Below are 17,037 nucleotides of genomic sequence, written 5' to 3'. Positions count from 1 at the left end.
TCTATGTCATTGCCGATGCAACTGGGAAGGTAAATGGCCAGACGCCGAAGGGCCAGAGCGATGTCGTCCTGATGAAGTATGACACAACTGGCCAGATTGTTTGGACGCGTGCTTTGGGTTCCGCCGCTCCTGCGCAGGGGTTCTCGCTTGCGATTGGAGCCGATGGGACTTTGGCGGTCGCAGGTGCCGTTGACGGGCGTGCTGATACTGCAACCAGCACCACCGGAAATGGACGCGATTCGTTTGTCGCCGCTTTTGACTCAGAAGGGCGCGATAAATGGTATCACCAACAAGGTGCGACTGGCAGCGACAACGCAACCCATGTTCAAGTCGGCGCGGATGGCAGTGTCTATGTCATGGGAACAACGACCAACAGCTATGGCGGTGCCACGGCCCTTGGCGGCAAAGATGTCTATCTGCAGGCCTTTGACGCCACCGGTGCCGTGCGCTTCACACAAAGCTTAGGCACGACAGGCGATGATACGCCCGCAGGTCTTGCGCTGGCCAATGGTCAAGCTGTTGCAGTTTGGAATGAAGCGGGCGGGGCGCGCATGCGCAAGTTCGACACGGTAACAGGCGCAGCAAGTGGCACCACCAATGAGCTGGCCGCCAGCAATCTGACAGCGGTTACGATGGTCGCATCGGATTCTGCAGGACGGATTTTCTTAGCTGGCCGTGACGCCAGCAATTCTGTTGCGAACAAATTGGTTGGTATGGAGATCAGCTCTGAAACCGTATTGTTCCAGACCCAGACCTCGGGCGAGGCGATCCGTGCATTGACGGCAGCAGGCGATCAAGTGGCGTTTGCGACCGAGGCCGTGACAGTTACGCCAGCCAGTGGTTCAACCCCAGCCAGCACCAAACGGGAAAGCTCGATTGTTGGTCTTGATGCCGATACTGGCGTGCAAGCCTTCAGCCGAACAGCCCCGCAATTGGCGGATGCGCCGATTTCCATTGCCTTGGCCCCAAATGTTTCCCAAAGCCTCGATTCCATGGGTATTCCCCAAGGCACCTTAAGCTTTGGGATTTCAGATGCTTTGACAGACCGGACCGGCCTACGCACCGGCGACCAATTCAGCGTCATCGTCAATGGTGGGAGTGAGCGACGGATCACTATCGCTCAGGGCGAAACGATGCGGACCTTAGCGGCGAAACTGAACCGCGTCTTGATGCGTGATGGCACAGCGGAGGCCCGCTCGCTCAGAGGGATTGAAAGTCTTGTAATCACGCCAAAACCTGGCGACCGGATCGAGCTTAAGGCAACAGCTGGGGTCGCAGACGCGCTAACCCAGTTAGGTCTAGAACCAGGTGTGGCGATCCCGCGCCCCGCGCCCAAAAAGCCCGGCACCAAATCAGTCTCAGATCCGCCGCCTATCATCGCGCTGGAAATGCCGCTGGAAGGGGATGTCTCCGACAAGGCGAAGGCTAAGGCCCTCGCAGATACGTTTGACGGCGTGTTGCGGCGTCTGCGCATTGGCTATCGAGAAATCTCAACCGACCCAACCCAAGTTGAATTGCGCAAGCAAAATGCCGCTAAGGCGGCCCAAAATGCGAGTGGCAGCAGCGCTGGCGTCGCCTATTATAACCGCCAGACCGCTTTAGGCCAGGATGCGCTTCGACGCCTTGGGGTTGTCGCCTAGTTCGTTAAAGCCCCAAAATATCTTCCTGCAAAGCCTTTTCCAACTTGCATCTTATCCCGCAGCCTCTAAACAAATGATATATCTTATCAGGAGGCAGGACATGCGTCTGTGCGGGAAAATGTTCATTGCGGCGATTGTCGTCGCGGCAAGTACGGGCTTGGGCATAGCTGTCGCGCAACAGGCGACGCCTGCGACCCAATCTGTTGAACCTGCCAAAGACCCGACTAAAATTGCGACCCCAAGTGAGCGGGTGCCGATTGATATTCGTCGGACCACCATTATCGTTCGCGATATGGAGACTTCCCTAAAGCTCTATCGCGATGCTTTGGGAATGCGCGTCAATTATGATGAGCGCATGAATGTTTCCAGCCCTGCCTTTGCGCAAGGTGGACCACCACGCCCGATCCGACTGGTATTGTTAAACGCCAATGATCCTTGGATCGGCTGGATCGGGCTGATTCAATACACAGATCGCCCAGATCATCCAAAGGTCAAGCAGCCCAAAGTATTGGGGCCGGGAAGCCACATCATCGTGGCGTCTGTCGCCGATGCCCAAAAGGCGTGCGATGCAGCCAAGGCAGCGCCCGGAGTGAGATTGGTGGTCGAACCCAAAGTCTCGGTCTATCCACCACGGATCCCGGGTGCCCCGCCGATCCGTGTTCTGGGCTGTCAGTTTTTTGACGCCGATGGCGCTTATCTGGAGCTCAATCAAACATTGCCGCAGTAAAGCCAAAGTCATGGGCAACTTTACTCTCGCATGGCCCAGTGCCTGCATAGTAGCGTGCAGCAACAAAGTGAGTGACCATGCGTGCCAATTTGATCCTTGTTTCGCTTTTGACGGGATGGAGCTTTCAAGCTTTCGCAGAACCGAACGTTCAACAAGCCGCAGCGCAGCCTAAGGCAGCACAAGCGCAACCCGTCGCTGCTGAGGATTCCGCAGCGCTTGCGCGGCTAGAGGATGGTCTTATGTGTGCGGCAGCCATTCAGGTGACCGCGATGGCCGCCCCCTCTTGGGCACGTGAACGCGGTGTCAGCGAAAGCAGCAATCGCTGGCTCGCCGAAGTCTATGCCGCAGCTGAGGCCTATGGCATCGCCCCTGAAAAAGTGCCGCAATTGGTTAAAGATGAAATGGAACGCCCACTGCAAGAGGCTGTTGAGAGGCCCGAGCTTTTGTCGCGGCGGGCCTTCAACTGCGCATCAAATCCACCCAATCCCACAAGCTGATAGATTTTGCATTTGGTGCGCGATAATCTTTGCCGATGGCAGAGATCATAAACTTACGCCGCGCTCGGAAAGCAAAAGCCCGCACCGAACATGCCGCGAAGGGCGAGGCAAACCGTATCGCTTTTGGCCGCTCGAAACTTGAAAAGCTTGCCACAGAAAAGGCCAAAACACAGCTCAAGACGCGCCTAGATGGTCATTTTCTGACCAAGGCAAACGATCATGAGTCTGATTAAGCGGTCAGTGTCTCTTGAAGGGCACGCCACCAGTGTTGCGCTCGAAGCCGAATTTTGGGCGGCGCTTGAAGCACATGCGCGCCGGCGAAAGCTGAGCTTAGCTGCCCTCATCGGCGAAGTCGATAGCCAACGGGCCGACCGCCCCTTGGCAAGTGCGCTTCGGGTGTGGGCACTTTTACATCAAGGCTTGCCGGAAAGCTGATCCCTTGCCAAATAAGCCTATGCGCCCCTTTTTCTCCCTATTGGCGATTCTCGCCATTTTCCCGACCCTTGTCCACGCACAAGAGGCTCCAACTCAACCTGCATCATCGGGTGTGCTGACACTCGACCGCCTGTTTGAAGATCCGGCGCTCAATGGTCCGGTTGCACGTGCGCCGAAGTTCTCACCGGATGGGAAACTGGTGACCTGGCTGCGCCCCAATGATCGCGATTTCCTCCGCCTCGATCTATGGGCAGCACCTGTGGGTGGCGGCGCGCCATTTATGCTGGTCGATTCAAAAGCTTTAGTTCCAGACGAAGGCACTTTATCGGAGGCTGAGGCGGCACGTCGGGAACGTCAGCGGCTGGCGGGAAGCCGTGGCCTGGTCTCCTATGACTGGGATAAAAAGGGTGAGGCCATTTTGGCACCTTTGGGCGGCGACCTCTATTATGTGCCCGTAGCAAACCCGAATGCCCCCCGCCGCCTTACGCGCACACCCGAGTTTGAGACAGACGCCCAGATTTCCCCAGCTGGCGGCTATGTTTCCTTCATTCGCGAAGGCCAGTTAATGGCACTGAAGCTCGCCACAAACGAGGAGGTCGCCCTTTCACCCGTCGCGGGTGACGCGGTTACCTACGGCATGGCGGAATTCATCGCCCAAGAAGAAATGGACCGAGATACGGGCTATTGGTGGGCTCCGAACGACAGCCGTATCGTCTATGCAGAAGTTGATGAAAGCGCCGTGGCTTTGGTCCCGCGTGTTGAGATCGGCGCGAGCCAAACAGAGATTGTCCAACAACGTTATCCCCGCGCGGGTGCAACCAACGCCAGTGTGGCATTGTTCATCAGGGACATGGCCAATGGGACAGTCGTAAAGGTCGATTTGGGCGACAATGACGATATCTATGTGGCGCGAGTCAATTGGTCGAAGGATGGCCAAACCCTTTACGTCCAGCGCCAAAACAGAGCGCAGACTCGCCTTGATCTTCTCATGGTTGATCCGGCAACGGGCCAATCGAAAGTCATCCTCACTGAAGCGGATTTGGTGTGGCTTAACCTCACCAACGACTTCACCCCCCTAGCTTCTGGCGACTTTTTGTGGACGAGCGAGCGGACAGGCTGGAGACATATTGAGCGGCGCAAGCGCGATGGGTCCGGCGTTCAAGTTTTGACCACCGGCAATTGGGCGGTGTCGCAAATCGCCGGTGTTGATGAAGCGGCGGGTCGCGTTTTCTTCATGTCCAATAAGGACGATGTTCTTGAACAGCGCCTTTATTCAGCCCCGCTTGCGCGGCGGCGCGCCCCAAGCGCGGTGACCGCCAGTGGCGGCAATTGGGGCGTGGCCATGGCCACATCGGGCAAGGCCTTTCTGGGGACCTATTCTGACCCTATGACGCCCCCTCGCCTCGGCCTGTATGATGCAAGCGGACGCCTCATTCGTTGGATCGAGGAAAATAAGCTCGACAACAAGCATCCATGGGCTCCTTATCTCGCGAAGCGTGCGACTGTACGGTATGGAACCCTGAATGGTCCATCGGGTGACGTTCTAAACTGGTCGATGCATGTGCCGGCCAATTTTGACCCGAGCAAAAAATGGCCTGTCATCGTTTACGTCTATGGTGGACCGGGCGTTCAAGTCGTCAGCCGAACTTGGGGCAGCAATACAACACAGCTTCACACGGCCCGCGGTTACATTGTTTTCTCCATCGACAATCGCGGAACACCAAATCGAGGTCGCAGCTTCGAACGCGCCATTAGCCGCAAACTCGGCGGCCCTGAGGTGGAAGATCAATTAGCAGGCCTCGCCTTTTTAAGGGCCCAAACCTATGTTGACCCTGCACGTATTGGGGTTTGGGGTTGGTCTTATGGCGGCTATATGGCTTTGCGGCTGGCTACCGAAGCACCAGAAGCCTTTACAGCTTATGCTTCAGGCGCGCCCGTAACGGACTGGTCCTTATACGACACCCACTACACCGAACGCTTTATGGGCAAGCCACAGGATGAGGCAGATGCCTATGCGAGATCGTCTGTTTTGCCGCGCCTTAACACGGTCAAACGCCCACTTCTAATCCTGCATGGTATGGCAGATGACAATGTGACGTTCGACAATTCCACGGTTGTGTTTGACGCGCTCCAAGCAGCATCCATTCCCTTTGAAGCCATGGTTTATCCCGGTCAAAAGCATGGCATTCGAGAAAAAGGGCGGGCCAAGCATGTCCAACTGACGATCTTGAACTTCTTTGATCGCCATTTAGGGCCCGGTCCGCGCTAATTCCCCTTTACCGACCGACGACTAGGCGAAGCGGTAAGGCCCACCCTTTTCAAGGGCGGCTTGCCATTGCGGGCGGGCATGCAGGCCTTCGAGCCAGGCTTTCATATTCGGCAACATGCCAAGCGCACCCTGGCCTTTGGCAATTTCGCCAACAAAGCTCATTTGAATGTCGGCGCCGGTAAGACGGTCACCAACAAAATATTGCTTTCCGGCGAGCGCGCCTTCGACATAGGATAAATGGTTCATGATCTCGCCTGTGATACGCGGCATCAAAGGTGCAGCTGCATCACCTAAGCGCCCCGTATAAAGCGCGAGCAGAAAGGGCAGCATAGCAGAGCCCTCTGCAAAATGAAGCCAATGGGCATAGGCGGGGTAGAGGGGCGATGAAAAATCAACCGCAAGATCTGGACCATAGCGACGTGCCAACACATCGATAATCATCCCAGACTCAGCCAAGACTTCGCCATTGTCGGTGACCACAGGTGACTTGCCCAGCGGGTGGATTTCTTTGAGTTCTGGTGGGGCCAGATTGGTCACGGCATCTCGTTGATATTTTTTGATCTCATAGGGCGTGCCCATTTCTTCAAGCAGCCACAAAATCCGCTGTGACCGAGAATCGTTTAAGTGATGCACAATGATCATAAAGGCCCCTCCCCAAGGCTGTGGTCCATCCACAGTGATTAGATACGATCTGCCTCAACCCAAAAGCCGCGATTGGCAAGGCCCTGTTGAATAAATTTCTTCGCTGCTTGTGCTGCTGCCAGATCGTCATAAAGCCCGAAACACGTAGCGCCGGATCCAGACATGCGGACAAAGCGCACATTGGGGCTCGCGGCCAATGCGGCCAAAGCCTCGGCAATTTCCGGCACAAGGCTGATCGCGGCTTGCTCTAAATCATTGGGCCTAGCGGCAAGATAATCCAATAAGCTGTCAGGAGAGCTTATGTCTGCTATGGGCTCAATAGCCAAAGGCGGCCCTGCCCCCAAAGCGTCATAGGCGCGATACACAGGTCCAGTGGGACAGGCGATGCCCGGATTAACCAAGACAACGCCCATCGTAGCTAATGGCCCGACTGCCGTCAGTGTCTCACCCGTCCCCGTCATATGAACCGGCTGGCCCATGAGGCAGGCAGGAACATCTGCCCCCAAGTGCGCCCCAAAAGCCAAAAGCTCCTTTTGCGAAAACGCAAGGCCCCAATAGTGATTCAAGGCAAGCATTGTCGCAGCGGCATCCGCAGAGCCGCCCCCAATGCCTGAAGCAATTGGTAGGTTCTTGATCAAGACTATGTGCGCTTTTGCGGGCTTTCCGGCCGCATCAGCTAGGATTTGGGCCGCGCGGCACACGAGATTTTCTGGCCCCACGCTCAAACCTTCGGCAAATGGCCCGCCGATCTCAAGCCTCAAATCCGATGCGGGTTGCACCGAAATCTGATCGCCAAGGCTGTTTGTGAAGCAGACCAAACTATCGAGAGGATGCCGGCCATCGGCCTGCGGCGGCCCGACCCTCAAAGTCAGATTGAGTTTGGCAGGAGCAAAATACGACGTCATCAAAGGCTCAATTAGACTTGGTTTGGGCCAGAATGGCTGCATCGGCGGCCCGGTTGGGGTCTGGCGGCAGCCCATTGGCGAGCTTGGTTTCAAGCGCCTTTGTTTGTTCTTCGGTTGGATTTAGAGACAGGGCGCGCTGCCATTCAAGCCGCGCCTCTTCTGGTCGCCCTGTATGCCAATAAACGTCACCCAAGTGATCGGCCACTTCGGCAAGATTGGGGGCAAGACCCGCTGCCCGCTCAAGAATGGTGGCGGCCTCTTCAAGGCGTCCGCTTTTGAAAAGCGCCCAACCATAGGAGTCTAAAATCGCCCCTGACCCCGGCCGCAACCGCATCGCATTCCGCAACATGATAACAGCCTCGTCTAAATTCTCGCCACGATCCGCCAGAGCATAGCCTAAGTAGTTCAGCACATTTGGCTGATTAGGCGCGGCAGCTTTTGCCAAACGCAAGTCTGCAAGGGCCTCCGGCCAGCGTCCAAGGCGTTCACGGGCACCCCCACGGCCAAAATACAAAGGCCAAATCTCGACCGGCGACCATTTGGCCTGTTCAGCCCATTGGATCAATTGATGATAAGTCGCTTCAGCTTCTGAATCGAGACGATTGGCCGCCAACATATCAGCCAAAAGAGTCATGGCTGCGAAGCTTTTTGGATAGTTGGTTGCAAGCGAACGTGCCTCATTTAACGCTCGGTTTGGGTCGCGCGCATAAATCAGCCAAGCAAGCTCTGTGCGCGCCGCAACATAATCTGGACTGTCAGCCGACACGCGCTGCAAATAGGGCTCGGCCAATTCATCATAACCATGGGTGGCCAAATGCTGACCTAATGCGGCTGCAACTTCATAGGAGCGTGGATTAAAATAGGCCAATAGAAACAAAAGATCAGAAGTTTCAGTCGGCGGGCGGCTATCGGCCATCGCCTCAACCAAGGTCAGCATCCCGATTGCCACAAAATCCTGCGCATTGAGTGCAACATGAGCGGGTTCGCCAGCCCGCAGATTTGCAAGCGCCGCATCAAACGAGGAGGCTTTAACCGAACTACGCCCCGCCAAAGGCGCAAGCAAAGCTTCTGCCTTGTCCTTCTCGCCGGTAGTGAGCAAAAGCTGGCTGTAGAAGCGAAGGCCAGCAGGTGATTCTTGGCCAAGAGTGCGCGCCCTTTCAAACAAGGCGACTGCCTCTTGTAAGCGTTTCGCCCGCACCAAAAGAATGGCGCGCGACATCAGGGCAGCCTCATCAAGCTCAGCCATGCCAGTAGGTTGTGCAGCCAGTTCAATCGCTTTTTGACTTTGCCCCTGACCGAAAAGAGCATAGGCCCGCAGATGGGAGGCAAATTGGCTGAGGCTAGGACTGAATTTTTGCCCGTCCAAAAGTCGTATCGTATCTTGATAGCGACCTTGTCCAAGCGCTTCGATGGCCAAAGTCAGAACAGCTTTGGGTGGACGTTGACCCGGCGCAACCATTTTTGCCATCCGTGCGACCATCTCAAGATTACCAATCTCAAGATTGGCCGCACTGGCACGGTGATAAAGCTCCAAATCCGATGTGCGGCGAAAAAAAGCCCCTGACCAAGCTTGTGCGGCCAAAGTCGGATTATTGATACCTTGCGCATAACGTCCAGCCAGTGTTGCTGCAAACACGTCAGACTCTGATCGTTGCAATAGGACCGGCGCAACAGGCTTCAACGCCGCCGGCTTAGCGGTCGTTGATGCCCCTGCCTTTTTGGGGCTCTGGGCCATAGCGTCTGACACGCTTAGGCAAAGCGGAATGAGTGAAAGGAGCAGTGCGCGCCCGGGTGACTGATGTAGTCGTTTAAACACTGCCTGGTTCCGCAACGACCGGGGCAGTGCGTTCAACTGGTGCCGGGCCTTTCAAACCAGACCTCAGCTTTTCGTCCAATTGTTCCTGCTTGAAATAATGCCCGCCAAAATCCTTAGCCATTTTCCACATGCGGCGTGCATCGGCTTTCTTGCCTTGGTGCCAATAGACATCGCCCAGATTGTCGTAAATCTCTGGATCTGGCGCGTCCTTGCGCATTTCGACTGCTTTCTCGATCAAGCGTTGCGCTTCGTTCAATTGGCCAAGCTTGTAATGCGCGCGCCCCAAAGAGTCGGTGATAGCCCCAGAATAGGGCCGCAACTCATAGGCCTTCAACAGCAATTGGAAGCCTTCATCGAGATCAATATCATACTCCACCAATGTGTAGCCCAAGGCATTCATGAACATTGGCGAACGCGGCATTTCCTCCAAGGCATCGCGCAGCAATTGGACGCCCTCGGCACGGGTCGCCGGGAATTGCGCCAAGACGCTGCCCAAAGATACTTTAGACCGGCTATCGGCACCCATCATTTTAAGGCTATCGCGCGCGGCGGGTAGGCCCTCACGATGGGTTGTGGGCTCCCCAGCGAGAAAGAGGCCTGCATAGCCCCGAATGGGATTCTCGGGCTTCAGCTTCTTGACTAAATTGCGGGCAATATCAACAGCCTCAGAGGTTCGGCCAAGATCATAATGGGCGCGCATCAAGCTCAGCTGAGCCAAGTCCTCGTCCCACTCGCCCGTGCCATTGGCGACCGCGACACTTTTGCTGGCACTTTCAAACGCCCCTTTGAAATCACCGCGGGCGCTTAAAGCAGTGGCATGCAAATCCCACCAGCGCCGATCGCGAAGCCGTTCTGGAATTTGATCGAGCAAAGCTTTCGCGCTGGACGCATCTTCAAGGCTTAAGTGCAGTGCCGCCTTTGCATGGCGCGCCTCGTCGAGCCGTTCACCCGATGTAATGGGCATGAGGGTAGATAGGGCAGCCTTATCTTCATCAATATTGCCCAAAACCTCCGACAGAATGAAGCGCGCGCTTTGGTTTGTGGCGTCAATTTTGAGAGCGGTGCGCAACAAAAGGGCGTCACCCACAAACTGGGCATCTGCATCTAAGGTGTCGGCGGACTCATCCGCAGTTGGCTTGTCTGAATCCTCTTTGTCTTCGCTGGCCTGCAACATACGTGCAACCATCATGGCCGAGGCATAATTGCTCATAAGAGAGCTGACGGTTGCCTCTGGCGACAGTTTGGAAAGAGCGGCAGGCTTGCCTGCTACAATTGTATCGCGAAATTGCGTATCAATCAGGTCAAGTCCTTTCGGATCACCAAAGACCTCGTCAAAAACCTTGACCGCATTTTCGTTCTGACCAGCCTGTACCAGCAACGTGACATAGCGCTTGCTTAGATCGCGGACAAAGTGGAGTTCGCCGACTTTTTGCGCTTGTGCATAATAGCCCAAAGCCGCCTTGGTATCCCCATTTTGCTCAGCCAAGAGCGCGCGGTAAGCATTGAAGAAAGGCCGCTCGCCATCACCGCCATAGGTCTCCCAGGCATTGATTGCTTGGTTCCATTGGCCTTGACCAACATGAGCCCAGGCTACCAAGGTTGCTGTCAACATGTCGCTGGGATCGCTGTCGCGCAATGTTTCGGTGACGTCTTGATAATTTTGTTGGCTGAACGCTCTGATCGCGCTGTAATAAAGGCCGGTGCTATTGTCCCCAGATGCCCGTCCCAAAGCGGCAAGAGACTTGAAGGCAAACTCCAAATCATCGTCAATTAAGGCCTGCCGGATTGCGTCACCAAGGCTAAGGCCCGCATAAGCGCGCTCGCGCGCAATCGCGCTGGCTCGATCCGCATCGGGGGTACGCTCAATGGTGGGCGGTGCTGCAGCCCAAGCCATCGGTGCCATAAGCATTGAGCCCATGAGGATGGTGGTGGTCGCAAAAAGGACAGCTCTAAGGCGCATGGCAATATCCTGCTGGTAGCGTGGATAGATGGAATGACCGAGGATAGGTCACTGACTAAACTGGCGCTGATTGCGTGACCAAACAAGGGCTAGACTTAGGCCAGCCTGTGAAATGTGATCGCAATCCGCGCCGGTGTTCAGCCAAATCCTACATGTTTTGATAAATCGGCCCCTCCCCGCCTTGAGGCGTGGTCCATGTGATGTTCTGATTGGGGTCCTTAATGTCGCAAGTTTTGCAATGGACGCAGTTCTGCGCATTAATCTGGAAGCGCTTTCCAGCCCCATCTTCAACCCACTCATAAACACCTGCTGGGCAGTAGCGGTTGGAGGGACCTGCGAAGACTTCCAATTCACTCGACTTTTGCAAAGCGAGGTCTGCCACTTTCAAGTGAATTGGCTGGTTTTCCTCATGATTGGTGTTGGACAAAAAGACCGACGACAATTTGTCGAAGCTCACAACACCATCAGGTTTTGGATACTCAATCTTCGGGCATTGATCAGCCGGCAACAGGCTGGCGGCATCGGTTTTGCCATGTTTTTGTGTACCAAAGGGCGACCAACCGCCAAACACCGTGGTGCACCACATATCAATACCGCCGAGGCCGAGGCCGACGATCGTGCCAAACTTTGAGAGAAGTGGCTTCACATTGCGCACCAATTGAAGGTCTTTATAGACCCAGCTAGCCTCGTAAGCTGCCTGATACTCTTCCAACACATCGCCAGATCGACCAGCAGCAATGGCTGCTGCAACGGTTTCTGCGGCCAGCATGCCGGTCTTCATCGCATTATGGCTACCCTTGATGCGCGGCACATTCACAAAGCCCGCCGAGCAGCCAATGAGCGCCCCGCCGGGGAATGGCAGTTTAGGCACAGATTGCAAGCCGCCTTCGGTGATGGCGCGCGCGCCATAAGACAAGCGCTTGCCGCCCTCAAAGGTTGGGCGGACATCAGGATGCTGCTTGAAGCGCTGGAACTCATCAAATGGGCTCAGCCATGGGTTCTTATAATTTAGGTGCACTACATAGCCGACAGAGACCAGATTATCGCCCCAGTGATAGAGGAATGAGCCCCCACCGGTGCTCCAATCCAAAGGCCAGCCAAAGGCATGCTGAACCAGACCGGGCTTATGCTTCTCGGGCGCGACTTGCCAAACTTCCTTGAGGCCAATGCCATATTTTTGTGGCTCTTTGCCGTCATCAAGGCCATATTTGGCGATGATTTTCTTGGCCAGCGAACCACGGACACCTTCCCCGATCAGGGTATATTTGGCGAAAATATTGATGCCGGGGGTAAAGTCTGGACCCATCTCGCCTTCGCGGGTGATGCCCATATCGCCGACCTGCACGCCTTTGACCGCACCTGCCTCATCATAGACAACTTCGGCAGCCGCAAAGCCTGGGTAGATTTCCACGCCCAATTCTTCCGCCTTGGCGCCCAGCCAACGGCAAACATTGCCCAAAGAGCCAATAAAATTGCCATGATTATTCATCAGGGGTGGCATGATGAAATTGGGCAGAGGCAAACCACCCGCTTGCCCTAAGAGCTTCAGCTCGTCTTTTTCTACTTGCGTGGTCAAAGGCCGATCTGGCGCATCGCGCCATTCAGGCAACAGCTCGTCTAAAGCCTTTGGGTCGACAACAACGCCTGAGAGAATATGCGCCCCAACTTCGCCGCCTTTTTCCAGCACCGCGACAGCCAAATCTTCATTGAGCTGTTTCAAACGGATCGCAGCTGCCAAACCTGCTGGTCCAGCTCCAATGATTAGGACGTCATATTCCATCGATTCACGCTCAATCGCGTCAAAAGCCATCGTCACTCCCCTTTTCGCCTCGGCCCTACATGGATCAGTTAGACTGTTATCGCATGAGGACAAATTTCAGATTGCCTTTGTCATCAGCCTCACGAATGCTTATCGAGGTCTTAAAGGACGAAGGTCAAGACCAGTTAGGCGCCCAAACCGCCGCAAAATCTGCGATAGGATTGCTGAAGGCATGCATGTACGCCCAAGTTTAACTGTAGAAGCCGCTGCCCAAGCATTGGCGCACTGGTGGGAACTGGCAGGACTCGAGCCGTGTGATTTGGGTCCCGCCCTACGGGCACGCACCCAAGCTTTACAACGTCAAGCCGCAGAAGCCCCCGCTCCAGAGACAAAAGTTACACCCGCGCGCGTCACAAACGCCAAAAAACCAGTCGATGCGCTCGCTGAAGCCCATCGACTAGCCCAATCCTGCTCGAGTTTAGACGCGCTCTATAAAGCTTTGGAGAGCTTTGATGGTTGCGGGTTAAAGGCCAATGCACGCACCACCGTCTTTGCCGATGGTCGGGTTGGTGCCGATATCATGGTCATCGGGGAAACTGCCGTTCGCGAGGATGATGAACTGGGCAAGCCATTTCAGGGGCCCGAGGGCGAATTGCTCACGAAAATGTTAGCCAGTATCGGGCTTGATCGGCAGCAGGATTGCTATCTGACCTGCCTCATACCTTGGCGTCCACCGGGCAATCGCAATCCAACCGCCGAGGAAGTCGCTTTGTGCCGTCCCTTCTTGGTGCGCCATATCGAACTTGCCGCGCCTAAAGCGGTACTTATGGTGGGCGGTCTGACTGGTCAAACGCTTCTCAACACGTCCGATGGCATTATGAAGTTGCGTACTCGGTCGTTTGAATATCGCCTAGGGTTGGAGGCCACAGGAGCATCAATCTATGCCCAATGCCTTATTTCGCCTGCCTATCTGTTGAACAGGCCGCGCGACAAAGCGCTCGCCTGGCAAGATTTATTAAGATTTGAACAGAAAATCTCAGCTTTGGGCGTTGCCACCAAGGGCAGAAACGGGGCAAAAGGCGGTTAAATCCGCCCAAAATGCCCGTTAGGTCGGGCGAGGGCGTCATGGACCTCTGACCAAAATGGTCAGGGCAAGCAGGCAAGTTGGTTTGGTAAGCTTATGGATTTCCAGAGTTTATCAAGCACTTCGGCGAAGGGCCCAGATGGTTTGACCCAAAGTGACATGACACAAATTGGCGGACTTAAGCGCGCTTTCGTGAGGCCGATTCTGGTTGCCAGCTGCCTTGGCTTTGCCTGTTTATCGACGGCAGCCCTTGCGCAGACCGCAGCACCGGCTGTCGCATTGCGGGGCACAGTTGCGGGCCCAGATATCCTCACCAGCAGTGATGAAGCCAATTACCGCAGGGCCTTTGCGGCAGCCACCGCTAATCAAAAAGCTGTTCTTGAGGATATCTTGCCGACGATTTCCGATGGCACCTTGAAGCCGCATGTGGAACGCGCACGCTTAGTCTCACCGGCGACACCGCCCGATCTGCCCGCTATGGCCGCTTGGCTGGAGCGCTGGGGTGATGTTGCTGGGGCGAGCGCCGTGTATGAGCGTGCTCAAGCGGCACAGGAAGATGCCATTCAAGCAGCCCGTATTATGGGGGTAGTCCCGACACCCTTCCGCCTGAAACGGCCCGACCCCGTGCCGACCCGCCGCTCCATGGGGGTGGTGCGTGAGCCAAGCTTTATTCCCATTCCCATTGGTCAGGGCGCGACACGCGCCCATCGTGCACAAATTGATACCTTGGCCGCGCGCTTCTATGCTGGCGATGATGAAACAGCGCTTGCCATGGCACGAGAAGCGGTAACTGGCCCTCAATCAGGGCAAGCTGGTTGGATTGGCGGCCTTGCTGCTTATCGCTTAGGCGATTTTGCAACCGCTCAAACCATGTTCACCGCCGCTGCCAATTGGAACGCAAGTGACGATTGGGCGCGCTCTGCCGGGGCATTTTGGGCCGCACGTGCCTCTGAAAAGCTGGGTGATAAGGGCAGGACGCAATCCTTTTTGGAGCAAGCAGCTTCCAATCCTTTGACCTTTTATGGGCAATTGGCGCTGGCGCGGCTCGGACGCTGGGATACATTGCGCATTCCCCAAGCTCAAGATGAGAGGGATCGCGCAGCCCGATTGATGCGCACCGATCCAGGGGTACGCCGTGCGGCGGCTTTGAAAGAGGTTGGCCGCCTTTCGGATGCAGAGGCTGAGCTTTTCAATAGTTGGAGCCGCGCGCGAGCCGAAGACGATTTAGGCTATCTGGCCGTGGCCCGTAGCTTGAACTTGGACCCCGTAGCCGAAAGGATCGCGCAGTCCTCATCGGCAGCAGCCTTGGCAGCGCTCTACCCAGTCCCCGACCAATTCCGCCCTGTGGGTGGCGAGTTTGTGCTTGACCGTGCGGTTGTGTTGGCAGTGATGCGTCAAGAATCGAAATTTGACACAGATGCAAAATCCTATGCTGGCGCTCGGGGCTTGATGCAGGTCATGCCGCGAACGGCCGCGTGGATGACGGGCCGTCGGGATTTGGCAAGCAATCCGCGCTTGCTCAATGACACCACATTGAACGTCACTTTGGGGGAAGCCTATCTTGAAAAAATGATGGCGATGGGCGTGGTTTCAAACTGCCTAACCCGCACCTTCATGGCCTATAATGCCGGGCCCGGAAATGTGACCCGTTGGAGTGCGAGTGTTAAGGGTGCAGAAGACACATTGATGTTCATGGAAGCCGCCCCCAATGGCCAAGCCCGCGTCTATGCAGAGCGTGTGATGAGCAATATGTGGATTTACCATCGCCGCTTTGGCCAGCGTGCACCAAGCCTTGAAAAGCTGGCCCGTGGCCTTCCGCCAACTTATGAACCGCAAGATAACCCGCGTCTGGCTAGCGCCAGTGTCCGCTTGGGTTCGAGCACGCCTGTCGGCGCAACCGGTGCAACAGGCTCTGCCGGCCTGGCGAGCACCGGGGTCCTATCTTTGCGTTGAACGCTTTAGGCTAGCTGCATCGTCGACATCTTCAAGCTCGCGCAGAAAGGCAACCCGCCAACGAGGGGGTAGACACGCTAATGTATCGGCAAGCGTGTGCGGGCTAGACCAGCGGACAGGCGCAAGCTGCGCCCGACGCGCTGCGCGTGGGGCCATGCCAATCAGCCAATAGCCGCCATCAGTTGCAGGCCCCAATACGACATCTGCGCGCGTTAAGGCCCTGAAAGCTGTTACCAAATCTGCCCGTTTCAAATCTGGCAAATCCGACCCAATGATACAGACTGGCGTGCGACCAAACCGGATCAAGGCCCGCGCCATCCGCTGTCCTAAATCACCTTGCCCTTGCCCGACACGGCGCAAATTGGCGGGCCAAACACCGGGAAATGATGCAGCAAAATCCTGTTGGGGCGCGACCGCCAATAAGGTTTCCCAACGGTTTGAGCGGGCGACGCGGCACGTCAAGGCATCCAAACGCCGTTTCGTGCGCCAAGCGGCAACCTTTCCGACTCCACGCGCCAGGCGGGTCTTTGCTAGGCCCATGCGCGGCGACTTTGCGAAGATAAGAAGTTTCGGCTTCACCGATACCAACCCTTGAGCCGATCAGGTGAAACCCCGCACAGATAAGCAGTCAAAAGCGACAGATTGCGCAAGGGTACATACCACCATCCGCCGCGTCGATATCGCTCCGCGCTGGTTTCAACCCCAGCATTCAGGGGACCAAGTCGCGACTTACCCAATTTTTTCACCAATGCGACATCTTCCATCAAGGCAAGCTCCAGATAGCCACCCACCGCCTCATACAGGCTACGCGATATCAGAAGCCCTTGATCTCCATAGGGAAGGCCGAGGAGGCGGGCGCGCCAATTGGCCCAGAAAGCAATGCGCTTGGCAGACCGCTCTTGGCTGTCAAACTGTAATCGAAAATAAGCGGCTTGGTCTGGTCGATGCGCCATATGGGCTTCACACGCGCCAATCCAGCCTTCCAGCGGGATTGAATCGCCATGTAGAAACAAGAGCCAATCTCCCTTGGCCACCTTGGCTCCCGCGGCCAGCTGACGCCCCCTACCCCGGCCCTCAGGTCCTAATTGTAGAACATGGCACCCCATATCGAGGGCAAGCTCCGCACTTTGATCGGTTGAGCCAGCGTCCACAACTACCACATCACGGATGAGGCCTGCCCCCAGCCCTGCCACTAAGCTGGCTAAGCAATCGGCCAATCTGGGCATGGCATTGAGGGTTGGGATGACAATGGAAAGCGGGGCAGCAGTCATGCTCGCACTAGAAGGGCTTGCGCGAGCCGGTGGCAAGGGGGTTAAGTGTAAGCCGCCTCAAAATGGGGTCGAGTGAGTA

General features: G+C 56.0%; 14 protein-coding genes and 1 pseudogene. 8 read left to right on the top strand and 7 right to left on the bottom strand.

The genetic code is table 11. From position 1 onward, the window contains the following. The 6 genes and pseudogenes from IOB61_RS00490 to IOB61_RS00465 all read left to right on the top strand — a co-directional run. Positions 1 to 1,640: pseudogene (locus IOB61_RS00490) on the top strand (hypothetical protein); the annotation flags it as partial. 100 nt (positions 1,641 to 1,740) lie between these two features. Continuing rightward, positions 1,741 to 2,367, top strand: a complete 627-nt coding sequence (locus IOB61_RS00485) for a VOC family protein (RefSeq protein ID WP_290810553.1) — start codon at positions 1,741 to 1,743, stop codon at positions 2,365 to 2,367. Between the two features lie 77 nt (positions 2,368 to 2,444). Beyond that, complete coding sequence (locus IOB61_RS00480; protein WP_290810550.1) at positions 2,445 to 2,864, top strand: hypothetical protein; 420 nt, start codon at positions 2,445 to 2,447, stop codon at positions 2,862 to 2,864. Between the two features lie 35 nt (positions 2,865 to 2,899). Further along, a complete protein-coding gene (locus IOB61_RS00475; protein WP_290810546.1) occupies positions 2,900 to 3,097 on the top strand; it encodes a DUF4169 family protein in 198 nt (65 codons plus the stop codon). Then, positions 3,081 to 3,299 (top strand): ribbon-helix-helix domain-containing protein, encoded by a 219-nt coding sequence (locus IOB61_RS00470; RefSeq protein ID WP_290810559.1) that lies wholly within the window; start codon positions 3,081 to 3,083, stop codon positions 3,297 to 3,299. Before IOB61_RS00475 ends, IOB61_RS00470 begins: the two co-directional genes overlap by 17 nt. A gap of 4 nt (positions 3,300 to 3,303) precedes the next feature. Then, positions 3,304 to 5,568, top strand: coding sequence for a S9 family peptidase (locus tag IOB61_RS00465; protein ID WP_290810543.1), 2,265 nt, complete (start codon positions 3,304 to 3,306; stop codon positions 5,566 to 5,568). Positions 5,569 to 5,589: 21 nt separating this feature from the next. Here IOB61_RS00465 and IOB61_RS00460 read toward each other — a convergent pair whose 3' ends face one another. The 5 genes from IOB61_RS00460 to IOB61_RS00440 form a co-directional block, all read right to left on the bottom strand. Then, entirely contained in the window at positions 5,590 to 6,210 is a 621-nt protein-coding gene (locus IOB61_RS00460; protein ID WP_290810541.1) for a glutathione S-transferase family protein, read from the bottom strand. 38 nt (positions 6,211 to 6,248) lie between these two features. Continuing rightward, a complete protein-coding gene (locus tag IOB61_RS00455; RefSeq protein ID WP_290810537.1) occupies positions 6,249 to 7,115 on the bottom strand; it encodes a 4-(cytidine 5'-diphospho)-2-C-methyl-D-erythritol kinase in 867 nt (288 codons plus the stop codon). A 7-nt stretch (positions 7,116 to 7,122) separates the two neighbouring features. After that, complete coding sequence (locus tag IOB61_RS00450; protein WP_290810534.1) at positions 7,123 to 8,850, bottom strand: tetratricopeptide repeat protein; 1,728 nt, start codon at positions 8,848 to 8,850, stop codon at positions 7,123 to 7,125. A gap of 73 nt (positions 8,851 to 8,923) precedes the next feature. After that, positions 8,924 to 10,891 carry a tetratricopeptide repeat protein gene (locus IOB61_RS00445; RefSeq protein ID WP_290810532.1) on the bottom strand — a complete coding sequence of 656 codons (1,968 nt, stop codon included), beginning with the start codon at positions 10,889 to 10,891 and terminating at the stop codon, positions 8,924 to 8,926. Between the two features lie 148 nt (positions 10,892 to 11,039). Further along, positions 11,040 to 12,701, bottom strand: a complete 1,662-nt coding sequence (locus tag IOB61_RS00440; RefSeq protein ID WP_290810529.1) for an electron transfer flavoprotein-ubiquinone oxidoreductase — start codon at positions 12,699 to 12,701, stop codon at positions 11,040 to 11,042. A gap of 181 nt (positions 12,702 to 12,882) precedes the next feature. On the opposite strand from IOB61_RS00440, the gene IOB61_RS00435 reads away from it, so the two are divergent. Continuing rightward, entirely contained in the window at positions 12,883 to 13,737 is an 855-nt protein-coding gene (locus IOB61_RS00435; RefSeq protein WP_290810526.1) for a uracil-DNA glycosylase, read from the top strand. 156 nt (positions 13,738 to 13,893) lie between these two features. Continuing rightward, a complete protein-coding gene (locus IOB61_RS00430) occupies positions 13,894 to 15,687 on the top strand; it encodes a lytic transglycosylase domain-containing protein (RefSeq protein WP_290810523.1) in 1,794 nt (597 codons plus the stop codon). Here the strand turns inward: IOB61_RS00430 and IOB61_RS00425 are convergent. Both IOB61_RS00425 and IOB61_RS00420 read right to left on the bottom strand, forming a co-directional pair. After that, complete coding sequence (locus IOB61_RS00425; RefSeq protein WP_290810520.1) at positions 15,673 to 16,266, bottom strand: TIGR04282 family arsenosugar biosynthesis glycosyltransferase; 594 nt, start codon at positions 16,264 to 16,266, stop codon at positions 15,673 to 15,675. The two genes, IOB61_RS00430 and IOB61_RS00425, sit on opposite strands and share 15 nt — an antisense overlap. After that, positions 16,263 to 16,958: a TIGR04283 family arsenosugar biosynthesis glycosyltransferase gene (locus IOB61_RS00420; protein ID WP_290810516.1), complete on the bottom strand. Its 696-nt coding sequence runs from the start codon at positions 16,956 to 16,958 to the stop codon at positions 16,263 to 16,265. Before IOB61_RS00420 ends, IOB61_RS00425 begins: the two co-directional genes overlap by 4 nt. Positions 16,959 to 17,037: the final 79 nt, after the last annotated feature.

This window comes from Aquidulcibacter sp. (assembly GCF_020253525.1).
Lineage (GTDB): Bacteria > Pseudomonadota > Alphaproteobacteria > Caulobacterales > Aquidulcibacteraceae > Aquidulcibacter.
Note: the sequence above shows the minus strand (reverse complement) of the source record. Positions and strands in the feature narration are given on the sequence as shown.

Excerpts from the sequence above, each read along its gene's own strand:
- IOB61_RS00480 (WP_290810550.1), top strand. The coding sequence starts at position 2,445 with ATGCGTGCCAATTTGATCCTTGTTTCGCTTTTGACGGGATGGAGCTTT.
- IOB61_RS00475 (WP_290810546.1), top strand. The coding sequence starts at position 2,900 with ATGGCAGAGATCATAAACTTACGCCGCGCTCGGAAAGCAAAAGCCCGC.
- IOB61_RS00445 (WP_290810532.1), bottom strand. The coding sequence starts at position 10,891 with ATGCGCCTTAGAGCTGTCCTTTTTGCGACCACCACCATCCTCATGGGC.
- IOB61_RS00485 (WP_290810553.1), top strand. The coding sequence starts at position 1,741 with ATGCGTCTGTGCGGGAAAATGTTCATTGCGGCGATTGTCGTCGCGGCA.
- IOB61_RS00455 (WP_290810537.1), bottom strand. The coding sequence starts at position 7,115 with ATGACGTCGTATTTTGCTCCTGCCAAACTCAATCTGACTTTGAGGGTC.
- IOB61_RS00430 (WP_290810523.1), top strand. The coding sequence starts at position 13,894 with ATGACACAAATTGGCGGACTTAAGCGCGCTTTCGTGAGGCCGATTCTG.
- IOB61_RS00435 (WP_290810526.1), top strand. The coding sequence starts at position 12,883 with ATGCATGTACGCCCAAGTTTAACTGTAGAAGCCGCTGCCCAAGCATTG.
- IOB61_RS00450 (WP_290810534.1), bottom strand. The coding sequence starts at position 8,850 with ATGGCCCAGAGCCCCAAAAAGGCAGGGGCATCAACGACCGCTAAGCCG.
- IOB61_RS00440 (WP_290810529.1), bottom strand. The coding sequence starts at position 12,701 with ATGGCTTTTGACGCGATTGAGCGTGAATCGATGGAATATGACGTCCTA.
- IOB61_RS00460 (WP_290810541.1), bottom strand. The coding sequence starts at position 6,210 with ATGATCATTGTGCATCACTTAAACGATTCTCGGTCACAGCGGATTTTG.
- IOB61_RS00420 (WP_290810516.1), bottom strand. The coding sequence starts at position 16,958 with ATGACTGCTGCCCCGCTTTCCATTGTCATCCCAACCCTCAATGCCATG.